The sequence below is a fragment of the Actinomycetospora straminea genome (assembly GCF_028737255.1).
Classification (GTDB): domain Bacteria; phylum Actinomycetota; class Actinomycetes; order Mycobacteriales; family Pseudonocardiaceae; genus Actinomycetospora; species Actinomycetospora straminea.
This window is the reverse complement of record NZ_JAQZAN010000004.1, coordinates 276911-292038: the sequence shown is the minus strand read 5'-3', so window position 1 is coordinate 292038 and position 15128 is coordinate 276911. Positions and strand designations below refer to the sequence as shown.

Sequence of the window (15128 nt, the reverse complement as noted above, 5' to 3'; positions counted from 1 at the left end):
CCGTCGACGGATGGCCACGGACGCAGCAGCGGCGGTGCTCGGCCTCTGGGAGACGGCCGAGGACGCGGTGGACGGCATGGCCGCCGACGACTGGACGCGCGACGCCCCGGGCCCGGAGCCCACGGTCGGCGATCTCGTCGCGCACCTCGCCGGCGACCACGGCGGCGTGCACTACGCCGCCCCGTCCCGGCTACGGACCTCGCTGGCCGACGCGCGGCACCGCGAGGCGCTGCGGATGGCGGGTCTCGACGTCGACGACCCCGTGCTCGGCGCCTCCTGCCTCGACCTGTGCCTGCACGCCCACGACCTGCGGACCGCCCTCGGCCTGCCCGTCGACCTCGCCGAGCACGCGCCGGCGGTCCTCGCGGCCGCGCGCCTGGTGGTCGACCTCGCGCCCCGGCTCCTCGTGGCCGCGGTCGGCCCGCGGGCGGCGTCGGTCCGCCTCGTGGTGCGCGCGCCGGGCCGTGACGGGGCGGACGCCGCGGTGCTCGACCGGACGGTGCACGTCGTCGACGGCCACCCCGCTCCCGCGCGCGACACGGCCCCGGACGTGGTCGACGTCGACGCCGACGCGCTGCTGCTCCTGCTCGCCGGGCGCCGGCCCGCCGAGGCGTTCGCCGCGGACGGGGCGGCGTCCTGGTCGGGGGCCGCCGCGGACGCGCTCGTCCACCGGGCCCCGCTGGCCGCCTGACCGGCGGCTCAGCGCCCCGCGAACGCCGGGTAGGGCGGCAGCCCCGCCTCGCCGCCGTGCCGCCCGAGGGCCGCGACGACCGCGGCCGCGAGCTCGGCCGTCGCCACCCGGCCTGCGCGCTCGGCGTCGGTGCCGACGCGGCGCCACAGCGCGCTGAGCACCGCGGGCGTGTCCTCCCCCGGGTCGGCGACGACCACGCGCGCCGCCCGCCCGGTGTCGGCGGTGCCGAGGACGGCGGGCAGCAGGACGCGGGTGGAGAGCCAGACCCACAGCACCTCGGCCTGCAGCAGACGCTCGCGCAGAAGCTCGGCGTCGGCGAGGTCGGGCCAGACCGGGCTGATCTCCGCCTGCCACGCCGCGACCATCGCCTCGGCCATGCCCGGCGGCTGCGCCCGCGCCGGCCCGCCGCTGGGCAGCGGGAGGCGCAGCGAGGCCGCGGTGAGGGCGACGTCGCGGAAGCAGGCCCACTCGAAGTCGAGGAACCGCGAGCCGCTGCCGGTGAGCAGGCAGTTGTCCGGGCGGACCTCGGCCGGGCTGAACGCGCGATGGCCCGACCCGCCGAGCAGCTTCGCCGCCGCGCGCGCCTCGGCCACCGCGGCCGGGGCGGCCTCGACGCGCAGGAGCTGGGCGAGCTGGTCAGGCACCTCGGCGAGCGCCGCCCGGGCGTCGTCGGCCAGCGGGTCGCGCCACGTGCGCTCGCCGAAGCGGCGCAGCAGGGCCCCGAAGTCGTCCTCGCGGCCCGCCGTCGCCGCCTGCATGCGCCCGAGCGCCCGCGCCCAGCCGAGCAGCGCGCGCTCGGCGGCCTTCGGGTCGCGCTCCTCGAGCCTGTCGGCCAGCGTCGAGCAGCGCCCGAGGTCCTCGAGCACGAGCAGGCGGTGCACCGGGTCGTTCGCGACGAGCATCGGGCTCGCCCGCTCCTCGCTGGGCATCGCCGTGAGCAGCTGGCAGGACGCGGCCTCGTAGCGGAACCGCACGGTGCTCTGCTCGCCCGCGCCCTCCCCGTCGAGGTAGTGCTTGAGCACGAGCGTGCGCGGCAGCGAGAACGGGTTCTCGGCCACCCGCACCCGGACGACCAGCGAGCGGGAGCTGCCGCCCAGGTCGACCGGCTCGGCGAGCCGCACCGTCGCGCCGTGGCGCCGGGTGAGCAGCTCCTCGGCGAGTGCGACGGCCTCCGCCGTCCGGTCGGCCGAGCCGGGAGCGCCGGCTGCGTGACCGTCGGAGGTGTCCGCGTCGTCCGTCGTCAGGGGAGCCATCAGCCGAGGGACTCTACCCCGACCGTGGGCGCGTCGGGAGGGATTCGGGGACTCCCCGGCGTCGTCGCGACGCCCGCACGACCACCAGGACGATCACTCCGGCGACGACGATCCCGGCCACGTTGACGACGAGCTGGAGCAGCGAGCTCGCCGCCCGGGGCCAGTCCGCCAGCGTCACCGCGACCGCCGCGAACCCCGCGGCGGGCACCGTCGTCACCGAGATGAACACCCCGACGAGCACGCCGGAGCCCTCCCCCGCGATGAGCGCGACCATGCCCGCGACCCCGGCGAGCAGCGCCACGACCAGCGAGAACGGGCCGACCTGGTAGACGAACTCGACGCCCGAGAGGTTCGTCAGCGCGTCCTCGGGGACGAGGTCGACGGCCTCCGCCCCGGCGGCGGCGAGCGCGGTCACGGGGACGGCGATGGCGAACCCCGCCGCGAGGGCGATGGCCGCGCTGCGGGCCAGCGGGCCGTCGCGGCGCACGGCGGCGACCGCGAGGGCGGCCAGCGGCCCGAACTCCGGACCGAGGACCATCGCCCCGACGACGGTGACCGGCGAGTTGGTGACGACGCCGATCGCGCCGAGCAGGCAGGCGATGGTCAGCATGACCACGAACGTCACCGACAGCCGCGCCGACTGCCCGGTCCGGCCGAGCAGCTCGGCCCAGACGACGGCGTCCACGCCCTCGCCGGGCACCGCCGCCTCGGCCCGGTCGGCGGCGTCGGAGACGACGGTGTCGAGGGTCTCGAGGACGATCCCGCCGCGCTCGGCGCACCCCAGGTCGCGCAGGGCGTCGAGCACGTCGTCGACGGCCTCCCGGGCGACGTCCGCCTCGACGACGTCGCCCGGCGGGTCGACCGCGGCGCCGCGCAGCCGCACGACGTGCACGGCGCCGGGCTCGGCGTCCAGCACGCCGAGCACGCGGTCGACGAGCCCGGGCTCGGTGTCCGGGCAGAGGACCCGCAGGCGGTTCACGGGTCTACTGGACCGGCCGCTCCGGCGGCTTGACCGGTGCGGCCGGCCGGGCCGGGGCGTCCACCCCCGCCTCCTTGCGCTGCAGCGCGGTGATGGGCGCGGGCGCGGCGGTCAACGGGTCGTAGCCGCCGCCGGTCTTCGGGAAGGCGATGACCTCGCGGATCGAGTCGACCCCGGCGAGCAGGGCGCAGATCCGGTCCCAGCCGAACGCGATGCCGCCGTGCGGGGGCGGCCCGTAGGCGAAGGCGTCGAGCAGGAAGCCGAACTTCTCCTGCTGCTGCTCGGGGCTCAGGCCCATGAGCGCGAAGACCCGTTCCTGCACGTCGCGCCGGTGGATACGGATGGACCCCCCGCCGATCTCGTTGCCGTTGCACACGAGGTCGTAGGCGTAGGCCAGCGCGTGCTCGGGGTCGTCCTCGAACCGGTCGATCCACTCCGGGGTGGGCGAGGTGAACGCGTGGTGCACGGCCGTCCACTGCCCCTCCCCGACCGCGACGTCGTCGGTCGAGCCGGCCGCCTCGAACAGGGGTGCGTCGACGATCCAGACGAACGACCAGGAGCCCTCGGGGATGAGATCGAGGCGCCGGGCGATCTCGTCGCGGGTGGCCCCGAGCAGCGCCCGCGAGGGGGCGCGCTCGCCGGCCGCGAAGAACACGCAGTCGCCGGGGTTCGCGCCGGTGACCTTCGCGAGGCCCTCGCGCTCCGCCTCGGTGAGGTTCTTGGCGACGGGACCGCCCATGCCGACCTGGCCGTCGTCGCCGACGACCACGTAGGCCAGGCCCTTGGCGCCGCGCTGCTTGGCCCACTCCTGCCAGGCGTCGAAGGTGCGCCGCGGCTGCGACGCCCCGCCGGGCATGACGACGGCGCCCACGTACGGGTTCTGGAACACCCGGAACGGGGTGTCGGCGAAGTAGTCGGTGAGCTCGACGAGCTCGATGTCGAAGCGCAGGTCGGGCTTGTCCGAGCCGAAGCGCGCCATCGCCTCGAGGTAGGGCATCCGCGGGATCGGCGTGGGGATCTCGTACCCGGCGAGCTCCGACCACAGCGCGGTGATCACGGCCTCGCCGAGGGCGATGACGTCGTCCTGGTCGACGAAGCTCGCCTCGATGTCGAGCTGGGTGAACTCGGGCTGGCGGTCGGCGCGGAAGTCCTCGTCGCGGTAGCAGCGCGCGATCTGGAAGTAGCGCTCGAGCCCGCCGACCATGAGCAGCTGCTTGAACAGCTGCGGCGACTGCGGCAGCGCGTACCAGTTGCCCGGCCGCAGGCGCGCCGGGACGAGGAAGTCGCGCGCGCCCTCGGGCGTCGACCGGGTCAGCGTCGGGGTCTCGACCTCGACGAACTCCCGGTCGGACAGCACGTCGCGGGCGATCTTGTTGGCCCGGCTGCGCAGCCGCAGGGCGGACGCGGGGCCCTCGCGGCGCAGGTCGAGGTAGCGGTGGCGCAGGCGGGCGTCCTCGCCGACCTCCCCGTGCTCGTCGAGCTGGAAGGGCAGCGGGGCGGACTCGCTGAGCACCGTCAGGGCGGTGGCGCTGACCTCCACCTCGCCGGTGGCCAGCTCGCGGTTCTCGCTGCCCGACGGGCGCTGCTCGACGACGCCGGTGATCTGCACGCAGAACTCGGCGCGCAGCCGGTGGGACTCCTGGGCCACGTCGCCGAGCCGGAACACCACCTGCACGACGCCCGAGGCGTCGCGCAGGTCGATGAACACGACACCGCCGTGGTCACGTCGGCGGGCCACCCAGCCGGCGAGGGTGACGGTGGCGCCGACGTGCTCGGCGCGCAGCGTGCCGGCGGGGTGCGAGCGCATCATGCTGCGGAGTGCTCCTGGTTCGGGTCGTCGTCGGGTGCCGCGCGCGTCGCGCGCCACCCGTTGAGGTTATCGACCCGGCTCCACCGCGATCTCAACCGCTCACGGTCGGGCCCGCCCGGTCGAGGTGCACGCGCAGCAGCACCCGGCGCTCCCGGCGCATGGCCTCGTCGTACTCCTCCCAGTCGGGGTGCTCGCCCGCGACCTGCCGGTAGTACGCGCGCAGGCCCTCGAGGGCCTCGGGCTGCTCGACGATCTCGACGGTGCCCTCCACCTGGATCCACTTGCCGAAGAACCCGTCGGGCAGGACGCAGAGCCACGCGCGGGGCTCGCGGCGCAGGTTCTTGGTCTTCATCGCCGTCTCCCGCGTGCTGACGACCGCCGCGCCCTCGTCGTCGACGCCCACCGCCACCGGCGACATCTGCGGCGCCCCGTCGCCGCGCCGGGTGGCCAGTACCGCGTGGTGCTGCTCGCGGAGCACCTGCCGCGCCTCGTCCAGGTCCATGGCCACAGGCTAGTGAGACGGCGGGTGCGGATGCTCCCCGTCGACCTGGCCGGCGACGGCCGCGCGCGGACCGGCCTACTCACCGGGCGGACCTGACACTGGCGGACCTCCCCACCGGGTCGATCTCCCCGCCCTCCGCGCGCCGGGCCGAGCGCGGCGGGCCGACCTCACCACAGGGCCGACCACACCGTGGGCCGACCGTGGCGCGGGCCGACCCCCCGCCGGGCCGACCGCGCGCCAGGCCGACCCCAGCCGGGGGACGCGGCCGAGCTCGACCCGTCAGAACGGCGGCGGGTCCGGGTCCTCCTCCGGGGCTCTGGCGGGAGGTGGGGGTGGTTCGGCGGGCGCCGACGGAGGCGGGTCGTCCCAGACCGGTCCGTCGTCGGCGTGGACGGGTGGCTCGGTGCTCGACGGCGTGGCCGGTGGTCGCGGGGCGGGGAGGTCGTCGACCACGGGCCGGGGTCCGCGCTCGTAGGTGTGACCCGTGGGGCTGGTCCAGCGGAACACGCCGGGCCGGGGTTGGGCGAGGGTCCAACCCCGGTCCTTGAGGTCGTGATCGTGCCCGCACGCCGGCCCGAGGTTGTCGGGCAGCGTCAGTCCGTGGTCGGTGACGGCGCGCGTGTGGTCGATCTCGGCGGCGAGAGCGGTAGCCCCGCAGGGCGGGAACACGCACGCGCGGTCCCGCATCATGATCCAGCGACGCAGTGCCGCGGACGGAAACGCGCCAGGGCCTCGCGCACCCGAACTCGTCGCCGTGCGGCGACGCGGGCCCAGGCCTCGGCGTCGAGGGGCTCGTCCCACGGCCGGTCGGGCTCGGCGGCCCGACGTTCGGCGTCCTGGGCGGCGAGGTCCTCGTCGCGCGCCGCACGCCAACGGCTCAGCTGCTGCTGCAGATCGGCGAGGAAGGACGTCCAACCGACGTGCTCGCGTGGTCGCAGGCGCGCCAGTCCCGCCTCGGTGACGTGCAGCTCGACCACCGGACGCGGTGCCCCGGTGATCGGGGGCTCCTGCGGGGTGGTCGTCGTGTGTGCCGGTCGGCGACCGGCGAGCAGTGCCGCGATGAGCGCGCCGGAGTCGTCGGTGACCGCCACCCGCCACTCCGCGTCGGCGTGGGCGGGCGCGAGCTCGCGGGCCACGCCCGCGGCGATCACGCCCCAGCCGGGCAGCCGCGCCGGCCGATCGTCGAGCTCGAGCAGCGTGCCGAGCCCTACCCGCAGTTCGAACCGCGACTGCCGGGTCGGTCGGCGCCCGCCAGCGGCACCGGCCCCAATGCTGCCGGACGGGTCGGCCCCGTCATCGGCCGCGTCGCCGGGCGGGATCGGGTCCGACGGCGGGGTCGGATTTGACAACGGGGCCGAGTCACCGGTCGAGGTCGAGGTCGGGTCGCCGGTCGGCGTCGGGTGCGTCGGCGGGGTCGGGTCGTCCGGCGGAGTGGGGTCGTCGGGTGGGGCCTGCGCCGGGTCGGGCGAGCGATGCGGGTGCGGGTCGTCGTCGTTCGCCATGGCGAGCACCGCGGCCACGATCTCGGCGTCGTCGGCGCCGGCGTTGTCGGGATGGAACAGCGCGAGCACGACGTCGGCGCGGATGGTGTCGATGAGCCCGGGACGTCCGGCCGCCTGCGCCCGGGCGGCGAGGGCGTTGATCCGCCGCACCGATCGCACACCACCGTGCATCGGGAGGTCCAGCGCGGAGAGGTTGACCGTGCCCGCGTCGGTGCACCGGGCCCGGACCCGACGCTGACGGCGAGCCTGCCGGTAGAGCTTCTCCGCCCATGCCGGGTCGAGCGCCTTGGCCAGCGCCTGGATCCGCTCGATCAACCGCGACGGCGTCATCGCGCCGGCCTGGTCGATCAGCTCCGCGATCACCGCGGCGGCGTGCTCGGCCGACAGGGCCGCGGTCCAGCGCACCAGGATCGCCACCCGCTGCTCATCGACCTCGCCCGTCCGCCACGCCGCACCCAGACGTGGGTGGCGCTGCGCGGCATCCGCGAGGTCGAGCAACCGCGCCACCGCCGTGCGCGACGCCGACAGGACCGCCCGCAGCTCGTCCCCGGACTCGGCGACGTCCCGCTCCGCCCGTCCACCCTCCGCGTCGGGGTCCGCCAGCGCGGCCTCCCGCGCGCACGCGTGGAAGCAGGCCTGCTGGTGCGCGAGCTGGCGGCGCTGGGCGGCGACCAGCCGCACCGTGTCGTACGGGGACACCCGCTGCGGGTCGATCCGCTCGAGGACGGCGCTCAGCGCAGCGCCGGCGGGAGTCTCCTCGAGCTCCGCCGGCACCACCTGGTAGCCGTCGTCGAACACGTGTTCGATGGTAGCGCCGACCCCCGACAGCGGTCCGGCGTTCGATCCGAGAGGCAGACGCCGCCGTCCCCGACCGGTCCCGGCGATCACCGAGAGATCGCTCCGCGCCGCCGAGGACCCCGACGCGCAGGCAAGGACACCGACGTCCAGCCGTCAGAGCAGCGAGAGCTGCTCGGCCGGCGCCGTCACCACCGCCTCCGGCACCGTGGGCGGCGGCATCGACCCGTCGGGCCAGCCGCCCTTGCCCTCGCGCCCGTCGATGCCTTCGCCGTACCCCTGGCGCCCGCCCATGGCGTGCCCGCCGCCGGTGAGCCCGTGGCGCTCGAGCAGCGGGCGGACGCGGGCGGCGAGGTCCTGCCGGTAGGCGGCGTCGACGTAGGCGCCGCGACGGTAGAGCGCGGCGTAGCGCTCGATGAGCTCGGGGTGCTCGCGGGCGAGCCAGGTGTGGAACCACTCGCGCGTGCCCGGGCGCAGGTGCAGCGCGATCACGCTGGCCCCGTTCGCGCCCGCGTCGGCGATCTCGCCGAGCAGCGCGTCGAGGTGCTCGTCGGTGTCGGTGAGCCCGGGCAGTACCGGCGCGACGAACACCCCGCACGGGAGGCCGGCGTCGCGGATGCGGCGCACGAGGTCGAGCCGGGCGCGCGGCGTCGGCGTGCCCGGCTCGACGCGGCGGTGCAGCTCGGGGTCGAGCAGGGCCAGCGAGACGCCGACGCCGACGGGCACGTCGCGGGCGGCCGCGGTGAGCTCGGGCAGGTCGCGGGCCAGCAGCGTGCCCTTGGTGAGGATCGAGAACGGTGTCCCCGTGCCCCCGAGCGCGCGGATGATCCCGGGCATGAGGGCGTAGCGACCCTCGGCGCGCTGGTAGGGGTCGGTGTTGGTGCCCATCGCGACGTGCTCGCGGGCCCAGCGCGGCGCGCGCATCTCGCGGGCGAGCACCTCCGGCGCGTTGAGCTTGACGACCACCTGACGGTCGAAGTCGTCGCCCGCGTCGAGGTCGAGGTAGGTGTGGGTGTTGCGGGCGAAGCAGTTGTGGCTGATGACGCCGTCGGCGACGAAGTCGCCGGTGCCGGTGGTGAGGTCGGCCAGCGGACGCTCGCCGCCGAGGTCCTCCACGGCGACCACCGCCCGCCCGCCCGGCGCCTCGTTCGGCGGGGGCGGGGCGACCGGCGGCGACCCGGGCCGGCGGAACGCCTCGTCGGCGAGGGTCTCGGCGCCGACGAGGACGTCGCCGACCCGCAGGTGCGGCCGATCCGTGCCCTCGCATCCCTCCGGGCGCACGTGCACCCAGCCGCGCGGGGTGAGGAACCGGTGGTCCGCACTGGCCACGATGGTGGTGCCGTCGACGAGGCGCACGCGCCACGCCGGCTTCGTCGTCGTCCACGCGTCGTGGACCGGCGTCGGCACGAGGCTGCGGACCCCGCCGCGCATCGCGGTGCCGACCACGAGGTCGCCGACGCGGACGTCGGCCAGCCGCACGCTGGTGCCGTCGACCATGAGCACCGGCGTGTCCGGTGCGAGGCAGTAGGTGCAGGCGTGACTGCAGCCCCGATAGGGGTTCACCGTCCAGGAGAAGGGCATCGGCGACGTCCCGGGCACGCGGTTGAGCACCGAGCGCGCCCGCACCTCGTGGAAGGTGATGCCGGCGAACTCCGGCGTCCGGACGCTGCGCACCAGCCCTTTGAGCGCGGGCATGCCCGGGAGCTCCTCGGGCCCGCCCGCGACCTTCTGCTCGTCCCACCGCACAGAACCATTCGAACACGTGTTCGATGGTGCGGCAAGCCACCGTCGGCGAGGACCATCATGCGCGTGGACGACGCCCGACGCCTGTGGACCTTGCTCGAGCCGCTGCACGCGGTCACCTACTTCACCGTGGAGGCCCGGACGGCGGCCGACGCGGCGGGCCTGCGCGGGTTCTGGATGGCCTACGTGGCCCAGCGCTCGGCGCCGCTGGGCGCGGTCGGCCCGGAGGTCGCGTACGCCGCCTTCCACGGCTTCCACCGTCTGCGCCTCGAGCGGGCACTGCCCGACGCCTGGGAGCTCGCCGACCCGGAGCGCTGCCTGACCGCCCGCTCGGTCGGCGCGGGTGCCGCGCTGCACCGGCTGCTCGGCGAGGAGGTGGCGCACCGGCCCGTGATCGCCGAGGCCGCCGAGCTGGCCGGCGCCGCCGCGGACGCCGCCGACGTCGAGGGCCGCGTGCTGGGCGCGGCGAACCAGGGACTGCCCCGCCCGGACGAGCCGGTCCGCGCGCTGTGGCAGGCGGCGACGACCCTGCGCGAGCACCGGGGCGACGGACACGTCTCGGTGCTCGTCGCGTCGGGGCTCGGGCCGGTTGCGGCGCACCGGCTCAAGGAGGCCGCCGGGGAGCTCAACGGCTCGACCACCCGGCAGGCCCGGCGCTTCGACGAGGACGCCTGGGCCGCAGGTGCGGCAGAGCTCCGCGAGCGCGGTTGGCTGGACGACACGGGCCGGCTCACCGACGCCGGACGAGCCGGCCACGCGGAGATCGAGGCGGCCACCGACCGCCTGGCCGCCCGGCCCTGGGCCGCTCTCGGACGGGAGGGCACCGACCGGCTCGCCGGGCTCCTCGCGCCGCTGGTCGACGCCGTCGTCGCGGGCCATGCCTTCCCGCCCGGCAACCCCGTCGGCCTCGTCCTGCCCTGACGTCACCACGTTTCGGTACCGTCGGTACGCGGTACTGGGTGGTAACAGCAGGTGGAGCAGCTGCTCCGGGACCAGGAGGTGGCGTCCGGTGGTGGAGACGGCGGAGACCAAGCAGCAGGAGGCCCGGCGATGAGTGCCTTCACCCTCGAGCTCACGCCGGCCCACCACGAGCTGGTGCGCCGCGCCCACGCCTTCGCCGAGGACGTCATCCGTCCGGCGGCCCCGAAGTACGACGCCGCCGAGGAGTGCCCCTGGGAGATCGTCGACAAGGCCGCGCAGGAGGGCTTCTACAGCCCGCTCTTCTACGCCGACCTCATCGCCGACCCGACCGGCCTGTCCCTGCCGCTGTTCCTCGAGGAGATCTTCTGGGGCTGCGCGGGCATCGGGCTGACCGTCGTCCTGCCCGCCCTCGCCCTCTCGGCGCTCAACCAGGCCGGCACGCCCGAGCAGCTCGCCCGCTGGGCCCCGGAGATGTTCGGCGAGCCCGGCGACATCAAGCTCGCCGCGCTCGCCGTCTCCGAGCCCCAGGGCGGCAGCGACGTCGCGAACCTCCAGACCCGGGCCCGCAAGGACGGCGACTCCTGGGTACTCGACGGCGAGAAGATCTGGATCGGCAACGGCGGGATCGCCGACGTCACCATCGTCAACGCCGTCGTCGACCCGGAGCTGGGCACCAAGGGTCAGGCGATGTTCGTCGTCCCCAAGGACACGCCGGGCATGGAGCACGTGCGGCGGCTGCGCAAGCTCGGGCACCGGGCCTCCCACACCGCCGAGCTGAAGTTCGAGAACTGCCGCATCCCCGCCGACCAGCTCCTCGGCGGCGAGGACAAGCTCGAGCACAAGCTGGAGAAGGCGCGCCGCGGCGAGGGCAAGCCGGCGGCCCTGGGGACGTTCGAGCAGACCCGTCCGATGGTCGCGGCGATGGCGCTGGGCGTGGCCCGCGCGGCGTTCGAGTACGCCTGCGCCTACGCCCGCGACCGGGAGGCGTTCGGCGGGCCGATCATCGCCAACCAGGGCGTGTCGTTCCCGCTGGCCGACCTCGCCGCCGACATCGACGCCGCGCGCCTGCTCACGTGGCGGGCGTCGTGGATGGCCGCGAACGGCGTGCCGTTCCAGGTCGGCGAGGGCTCGATGTCGAAGCTCAAGGCCTCCGAGGTCGCCGTGCGCGCCGCCGAGCAGGCCGTGCAGACCTGCGGCGGCTGGGGCTACGTCGACGACCTGCCGGTCGAGAAGTGGTACCGCGACGCCAAGCTCTACACGATCTTCGAGGGCACGAGCGAGATCCAGCGCATGGTCATCGGGCGGACGCTGTCCGACCTCGACTCGACCGCCGAGCCCGTGCACCACCGCCTGCCCGGGGACAAGCGCGGCCTGTCGCGGAAGTTCGGCCACGGCTCGTTGGTGCGCGCCCGCGCCGGCGAGGTGTTCATGAAGCTCGCCACCAAGGCACCCGAGCCCGTCCTGCGCCTCGGGGGCAAGCTCGCCTCACCCGGGGCCTGAGGTGCCGGCCTGGCGTCCACGCCGGCACTCATCGTCAGGAAAGCCCCCATCTCGGACAGCGCCGCGGGCCCGGCGATGATGGCGCAGTGACCTCCCCCCGGCCACCGGCGCGCCGCTCGCGCGCGGCTTCGGCGACGGTCGACGGGGACGACGCCCCCACCGGCCCGATCCGCATCCAGGACGAGGAAACGGTGGGCACAGTCGACGCGGCACCCCGCGGACGACGGGCCGACGGGGCGCGAGATGGGGGAGATCCTGGCATCCAGCGCCAGCGTGGACGCCAGGCTGGCACACCCCGGGCGACGTCCCGGTCGGGGCAGTCGGGGCAGTCGGGGCGGTCGGGGCGGCGGCGTCCGGTCGAGAGCGCGGGGCAATGCCACGGGCACGGGCACGAGGGCGGGGGGCTCGAGGGGGCCTCGGCGCGGCGGGTCCGCGTCCTGCTCGCCGCGCTGCTCGTCCCCTGCGCGCTGGCGGTCCTCGTCGGGCTGGTGACGCTCGCGCCCTCGCCGGGTGAGTACGCCGCGGTCGCCCAGCGCGCGGCGAGCGGGCAGGGTGCGCCGGGCCTCGGCTCCCAGACCCCCGTCGACGGCGAGGTCCTGCGCGCGTCCGGCGAGTCCGACTGCACCGACCCCAACCTGCCCTCCCCCGCGCCCGGCGAGGGCTGTGTCGCCGTCACGGTGCGCCTGGCCGACGGCCCCGCGCCCGGCACCACGATCCTCACCCTCGTCCCGGCGACGCCGGGCTCGCCGCGGTTCGCGGTCGGCGACCCGGTCGTCCTCGGCTGGGCCGGCGGCGACCCGACCGACCCGCTGACCTACACGATCGTCGACTTCCAGCGCGGCTCGCCGCTGCTCGTGCTCGGCGCCGCCTTCGCGCTGGCGGTCCTCCTCCTGGGGCGCTGGCAGGGGCTCGCGGCGCTCGTGGCGCTCGGGGTGACGCTCGGGGTGATCGGGCTCTTCGTGCTCCCGGCGCTGGCCACGGGGTCGTCGCCGGTCCCGGTCGCGCTCACGGCGTCGGGGCTCATCGTCGGCGTCGTGCTGCCGCTGACCCACGGCGTCTCGGCGCGCACCGCGACGGCCGCGCTGGGGACGCTGGCGAGCCTCGGGCTGATCGGCGTCCTCGCGGTGCTCTTCGCCGCCCTGTCCCGCCTGACCGGTCTCGGCGAGGAGGCCTCGGAGCTCGCCGGCGTGCTCGGACCCGGCCTCGACCTGCGCGGCCTCCTGCTCGCCGGTGTGATCATCGGCGCGCTGGGGGTGCTCGACGACGTGACCGTCACCCAGACCAGCGCCGTCTGGGAGCTGCACCGCGCAGACCCGGCCGCTCGGCTGAATGACCTCTATGGTTCCGCCATGCGTGTCGGTCGGGACCACGTCGCCTCCGCGGTGAACACGCTGGTGCTCGCCTACGCCGGGGCGGCGCTGCCCCTGCTGCTGCTGTTCGCGCTGGCGGGGCGGGGTCCGGGTGACCTGCTGACGGCGGAGGACGTCGCGCAGGAGGTCGTGCGCACCCTGGTCGGCAGCATCGGGCTGGTGGCGTCGGTCCCGGTCACCACGGTCCTCGCCGCCGTCGTCGTCCGCGCCGTCAGCTCCGGCACGAGCGCCGGCACCAGCCCCCGGAGTGAGCCCGCATGACCCGTCCCGCGCCCCGGGCACTGCCGCGCGCCGTCGAGTCCGCCCCCAGCGGCATCCTCGACACGGCCCGCGCCCTCGTCGTGGCCTCCACCCGCACGGCCGTCGAGCTGACGCTGCACGGGCCGGCGATCGTGCGCGGCATCGCCGACATCGCCACCTCCGGCGCCCGGACCACCGCCGACCTCAGCCCGCTCGTCGCCGACGCCCTGCGCGCCGTGCCGCGGCTGGTGTCGATGCTCGAGCAGCTCCTGCCCGTCGCGTCGGGCCTGCGCAGCACCCTCGACGAGCTCGCCCCCGACCTCACCCGGCTGTCCTACGCCACCGACGCCCTCGACCGGCTCGCCGGCGCCGTCGACGACCTGCACGCGATCGCCCGCGCCGTGCCGACCCTCGAGCGGATCGCGAGCGCGGTCCCGTCGCTGGACCGGCTCGCCGACGCCGCGCCAGCGCTCACCCGCCTGGGCCAGGCCACCGACGATCTGCACGCCCTCGCCGAGGCCGCCCCGGCGCTGCAGGCGATCGCCGGTGCCGCGCCCGACATCCACGCGCTGACCGAGGCCGTGCCGGCGCTCCAGCAGATCGGCGAGGCGCGCGGGGACATCGCCGCCCTGGCCTCCGCGGTGCCGGCGCTGCAGGAGATCGGCGAGGCGCGCGGGGACATCGCGACCCTCGCCTCCGCGGTGCCGGCGCTGCAGCAGATCGGGGACGCGCGCGGGGACATCGCGACCCTCGCCTCCGCCGTGCCGGCGCTGCAGCAGATCGGCGACGCCCGCGGGGACATCGCCGCGCTCGCGTTCGCCGTGCCAGCTCTGCAGCAGATCGGCGAGGCGCGCGGGGACATCGCGGCGCTGGCCTCGGCCGTGCCGGCGCTGCAGCAGCTGGGCGAGGCCGCGCCGGTGCTCGACCGCCTCGCGGAGGTGGCGCCGGCCCTCCAGGAGCTCGGCGCCGCCGTGCCCCACCTCGCCGACCTCGCGGGCGCCGTCCCGACCCTGCAGCAGATCGCCGGGGCGGTCGACGACCTCGGCACGCTGGCCGGCGCCACGGGCGACCTGCGCACGCTCGCCGGCGCCACCGGCTCGGTCGCGCAGATCGCGCACGGGGTGCCGTCGGTCGGGCGGCTCGCCGACGCCGTCCCCACCGTGGCCGCACTCGCGGACGCCGTCCCGACGATCGCGCGCCTGGCCGAGGCGGTCCCGACGCTGTCGTCGCTGGCCGGCGCGGTCGACGACCTCCACGCGCTCACCGCGGCCGTCGACGACCTCCACGCCCTCGCCGAGGCCGCGCCCGCCCTGGGGCAGATGGCGGGCGCGGTGGACGAGATCCGCAAGCTGACCGGGGCGATCGGGCACGTCGAGACCCTCGCCCGGCACGCCGACACCACGTTCCCCGACGTGCCGCCGCGCCTCGAGCACCTCGACACCTCGCTGACCACCGCCGCCGGCGAGCTGCAGAAGGTCAGCCCGGACCTGCGCACCCTCGCCGGGCGCATCGACAACCTCGACCAGCAGATCGGGGTCCTCGCCGACGCCCTCGCGCCGCTGCAGGGCACGACCGAGCGCCTCGGGCGGGTCGTCGACCGGCTGCCGGGCCGCAAGCGGTCGAGCGAGTAGCACCGCGCGCCCGGCCGGGTGATCAGCAGGACGTGAGGCACCGGGGGCAGCCTCTCGAGGTGCCTGGCGTCCTGCTGATCTCCAGGCGGACCGCGCGGCTCGGATCAGGAGCTGAGCCGTAGAGATCACGAGGACGTGACGCACCCGGCGCGGCGTCTCGAGGTGCCTGGCGTCCTGCTGATCTCCACACG

General features: G+C 76.0%; 11 protein-coding genes. 5 read left to right on the top strand and 6 right to left on the bottom strand.

Going from position 1 to position 15128, the window contains the following annotated elements; translation table 11 throughout:
- Positions 1-10: 10 nt before the first annotated feature.
- On the top strand, positions 11-691 hold the full coding sequence (locus PH190_RS08765; RefSeq protein ID WP_274231107.1) for a hypothetical protein: 681 nt from the start codon (positions 11-13) through the stop codon (positions 689-691).
- Positions 692-699: 8 nt separating this feature from the next.
- Here PH190_RS08765 and PH190_RS08760 read toward each other — a convergent pair whose 3' ends face one another.
- The 6 genes from PH190_RS08760 to PH190_RS08735 form a co-directional block, all read right to left on the bottom strand.
- A complete protein-coding gene (locus tag PH190_RS08760) occupies positions 700-1944 on the bottom strand; it encodes a hypothetical protein (RefSeq protein WP_274231106.1) in 1245 nt (414 codons plus the stop codon).
- A 13-nt stretch (positions 1945-1957) separates the two neighbouring features.
- Complete coding sequence (locus PH190_RS08755) at positions 1958-2923, bottom strand: DUF389 domain-containing protein (RefSeq protein ID WP_274231105.1); 966 nt, start codon at positions 2921-2923, stop codon at positions 1958-1960.
- Between the two features lie 4 nt (positions 2924-2927).
- The gene (gene aspS, locus PH190_RS08750) at positions 2928-4733 is read right to left on the bottom strand and encodes an aspartate--tRNA ligase (RefSeq protein ID WP_274231104.1); all 1806 of its coding nucleotides are present in this window, start codon (positions 4731-4733) and stop codon (positions 2928-2930) included.
- Positions 4734-4824: 91 nt separating this feature from the next.
- A complete protein-coding gene (locus PH190_RS08745; RefSeq protein WP_274231103.1) occupies positions 4825-5235 on the bottom strand; it encodes a PPOX class F420-dependent oxidoreductase in 411 nt (136 codons plus the stop codon).
- Between the two features lie 686 nt (positions 5236-5921).
- Positions 5922-7535 (bottom strand): 13E12 repeat family protein, encoded by a 1614-nt coding sequence (locus PH190_RS08740; protein WP_274231102.1) that lies wholly within the window; start codon positions 7533-7535, stop codon positions 5922-5924.
- A 153-nt stretch (positions 7536-7688) separates the two neighbouring features.
- Positions 7689-9227 carry an Rv2578c family radical SAM protein gene (locus PH190_RS08735; protein WP_420791605.1) on the bottom strand — a complete coding sequence of 513 codons (1539 nt, stop codon included), beginning with the start codon at positions 9225-9227 and terminating at the stop codon, positions 7689-7691.
- Positions 9228-9341: 114 nt separating this feature from the next.
- On the opposite strand from PH190_RS08735, the gene PH190_RS08730 reads away from it, so the two are divergent.
- The 4 genes from PH190_RS08730 to PH190_RS08715 all read left to right on the top strand — a co-directional run bounded on the left by PH190_RS08730 (position 9342) and on the right by PH190_RS08715 (position 14937).
- On the top strand, positions 9342-10196 hold the full coding sequence (locus PH190_RS08730) for an SCO6745 family protein (protein WP_274231100.1): 855 nt from the start codon (positions 9342-9344) through the stop codon (positions 10194-10196).
- A gap of 129 nt (positions 10197-10325) precedes the next feature.
- On the top strand, positions 10326-11696 hold the full coding sequence (locus tag PH190_RS08725; RefSeq protein WP_274231099.1) for an acyl-CoA dehydrogenase family protein: 1371 nt from the start codon (positions 10326-10328) through the stop codon (positions 11694-11696).
- Positions 11697-11887: 191 nt separating this feature from the next.
- Positions 11888-13327: a YibE/F family protein gene (locus PH190_RS08720; RefSeq protein WP_274231098.1), complete on the top strand. Its 1440-nt coding sequence runs from the start codon at positions 11888-11890 to the stop codon at positions 13325-13327.
- The gene (locus tag PH190_RS08715; RefSeq protein ID WP_274231097.1) at positions 13324-14937 is read left to right on the top strand and encodes a hypothetical protein; all 1614 of its coding nucleotides are present in this window, start codon (positions 13324-13326) and stop codon (positions 14935-14937) included. The genes PH190_RS08720 and PH190_RS08715 overlap by 4 nt, the downstream gene beginning before the upstream one ends.
- Positions 14938-15128: the final 191 nt, after the last annotated feature.

What these genes read in the sequence shown, in the direction of transcription:
- PH190_RS08765 (WP_274231107.1), top strand. Translation starts at nt 11, where the DNA reads ATGGCCACGGACGCAGCAGCGGCGGTGCTCGGCCTCTGGGAGACGGCC.
- PH190_RS08760 (WP_274231106.1), bottom strand. Translation starts at nt 1,944, where the DNA reads ATGGCTCCCCTGACGACGGACGACGCGGACACCTCCGACGGTCACGCA.
- aspS (WP_274231104.1), bottom strand. Translation starts at nt 4,733, where the DNA reads ATGATGCGCTCGCACCCCGCCGGCACGCTGCGCGCCGAGCACGTCGGC.
- PH190_RS08745 (WP_274231103.1), bottom strand. Translation starts at nt 5,235, where the DNA reads ATGGACCTGGACGAGGCGCGGCAGGTGCTCCGCGAGCAGCACCACGCG.
- PH190_RS08735 (WP_420791605.1), bottom strand. Translation starts at nt 9,227, where the DNA reads ATGCCCGCGCTCAAAGGGCTGGTGCGCAGCGTCCGGACGCCGGAGTTC.
- PH190_RS08725 (WP_274231099.1), top strand. Translation starts at nt 10,326, where the DNA reads ATGAGTGCCTTCACCCTCGAGCTCACGCCGGCCCACCACGAGCTGGTG.
- PH190_RS08715 (WP_274231097.1), top strand. Translation starts at nt 13,324, where the DNA reads ATGACCCGTCCCGCGCCCCGGGCACTGCCGCGCGCCGTCGAGTCCGCC.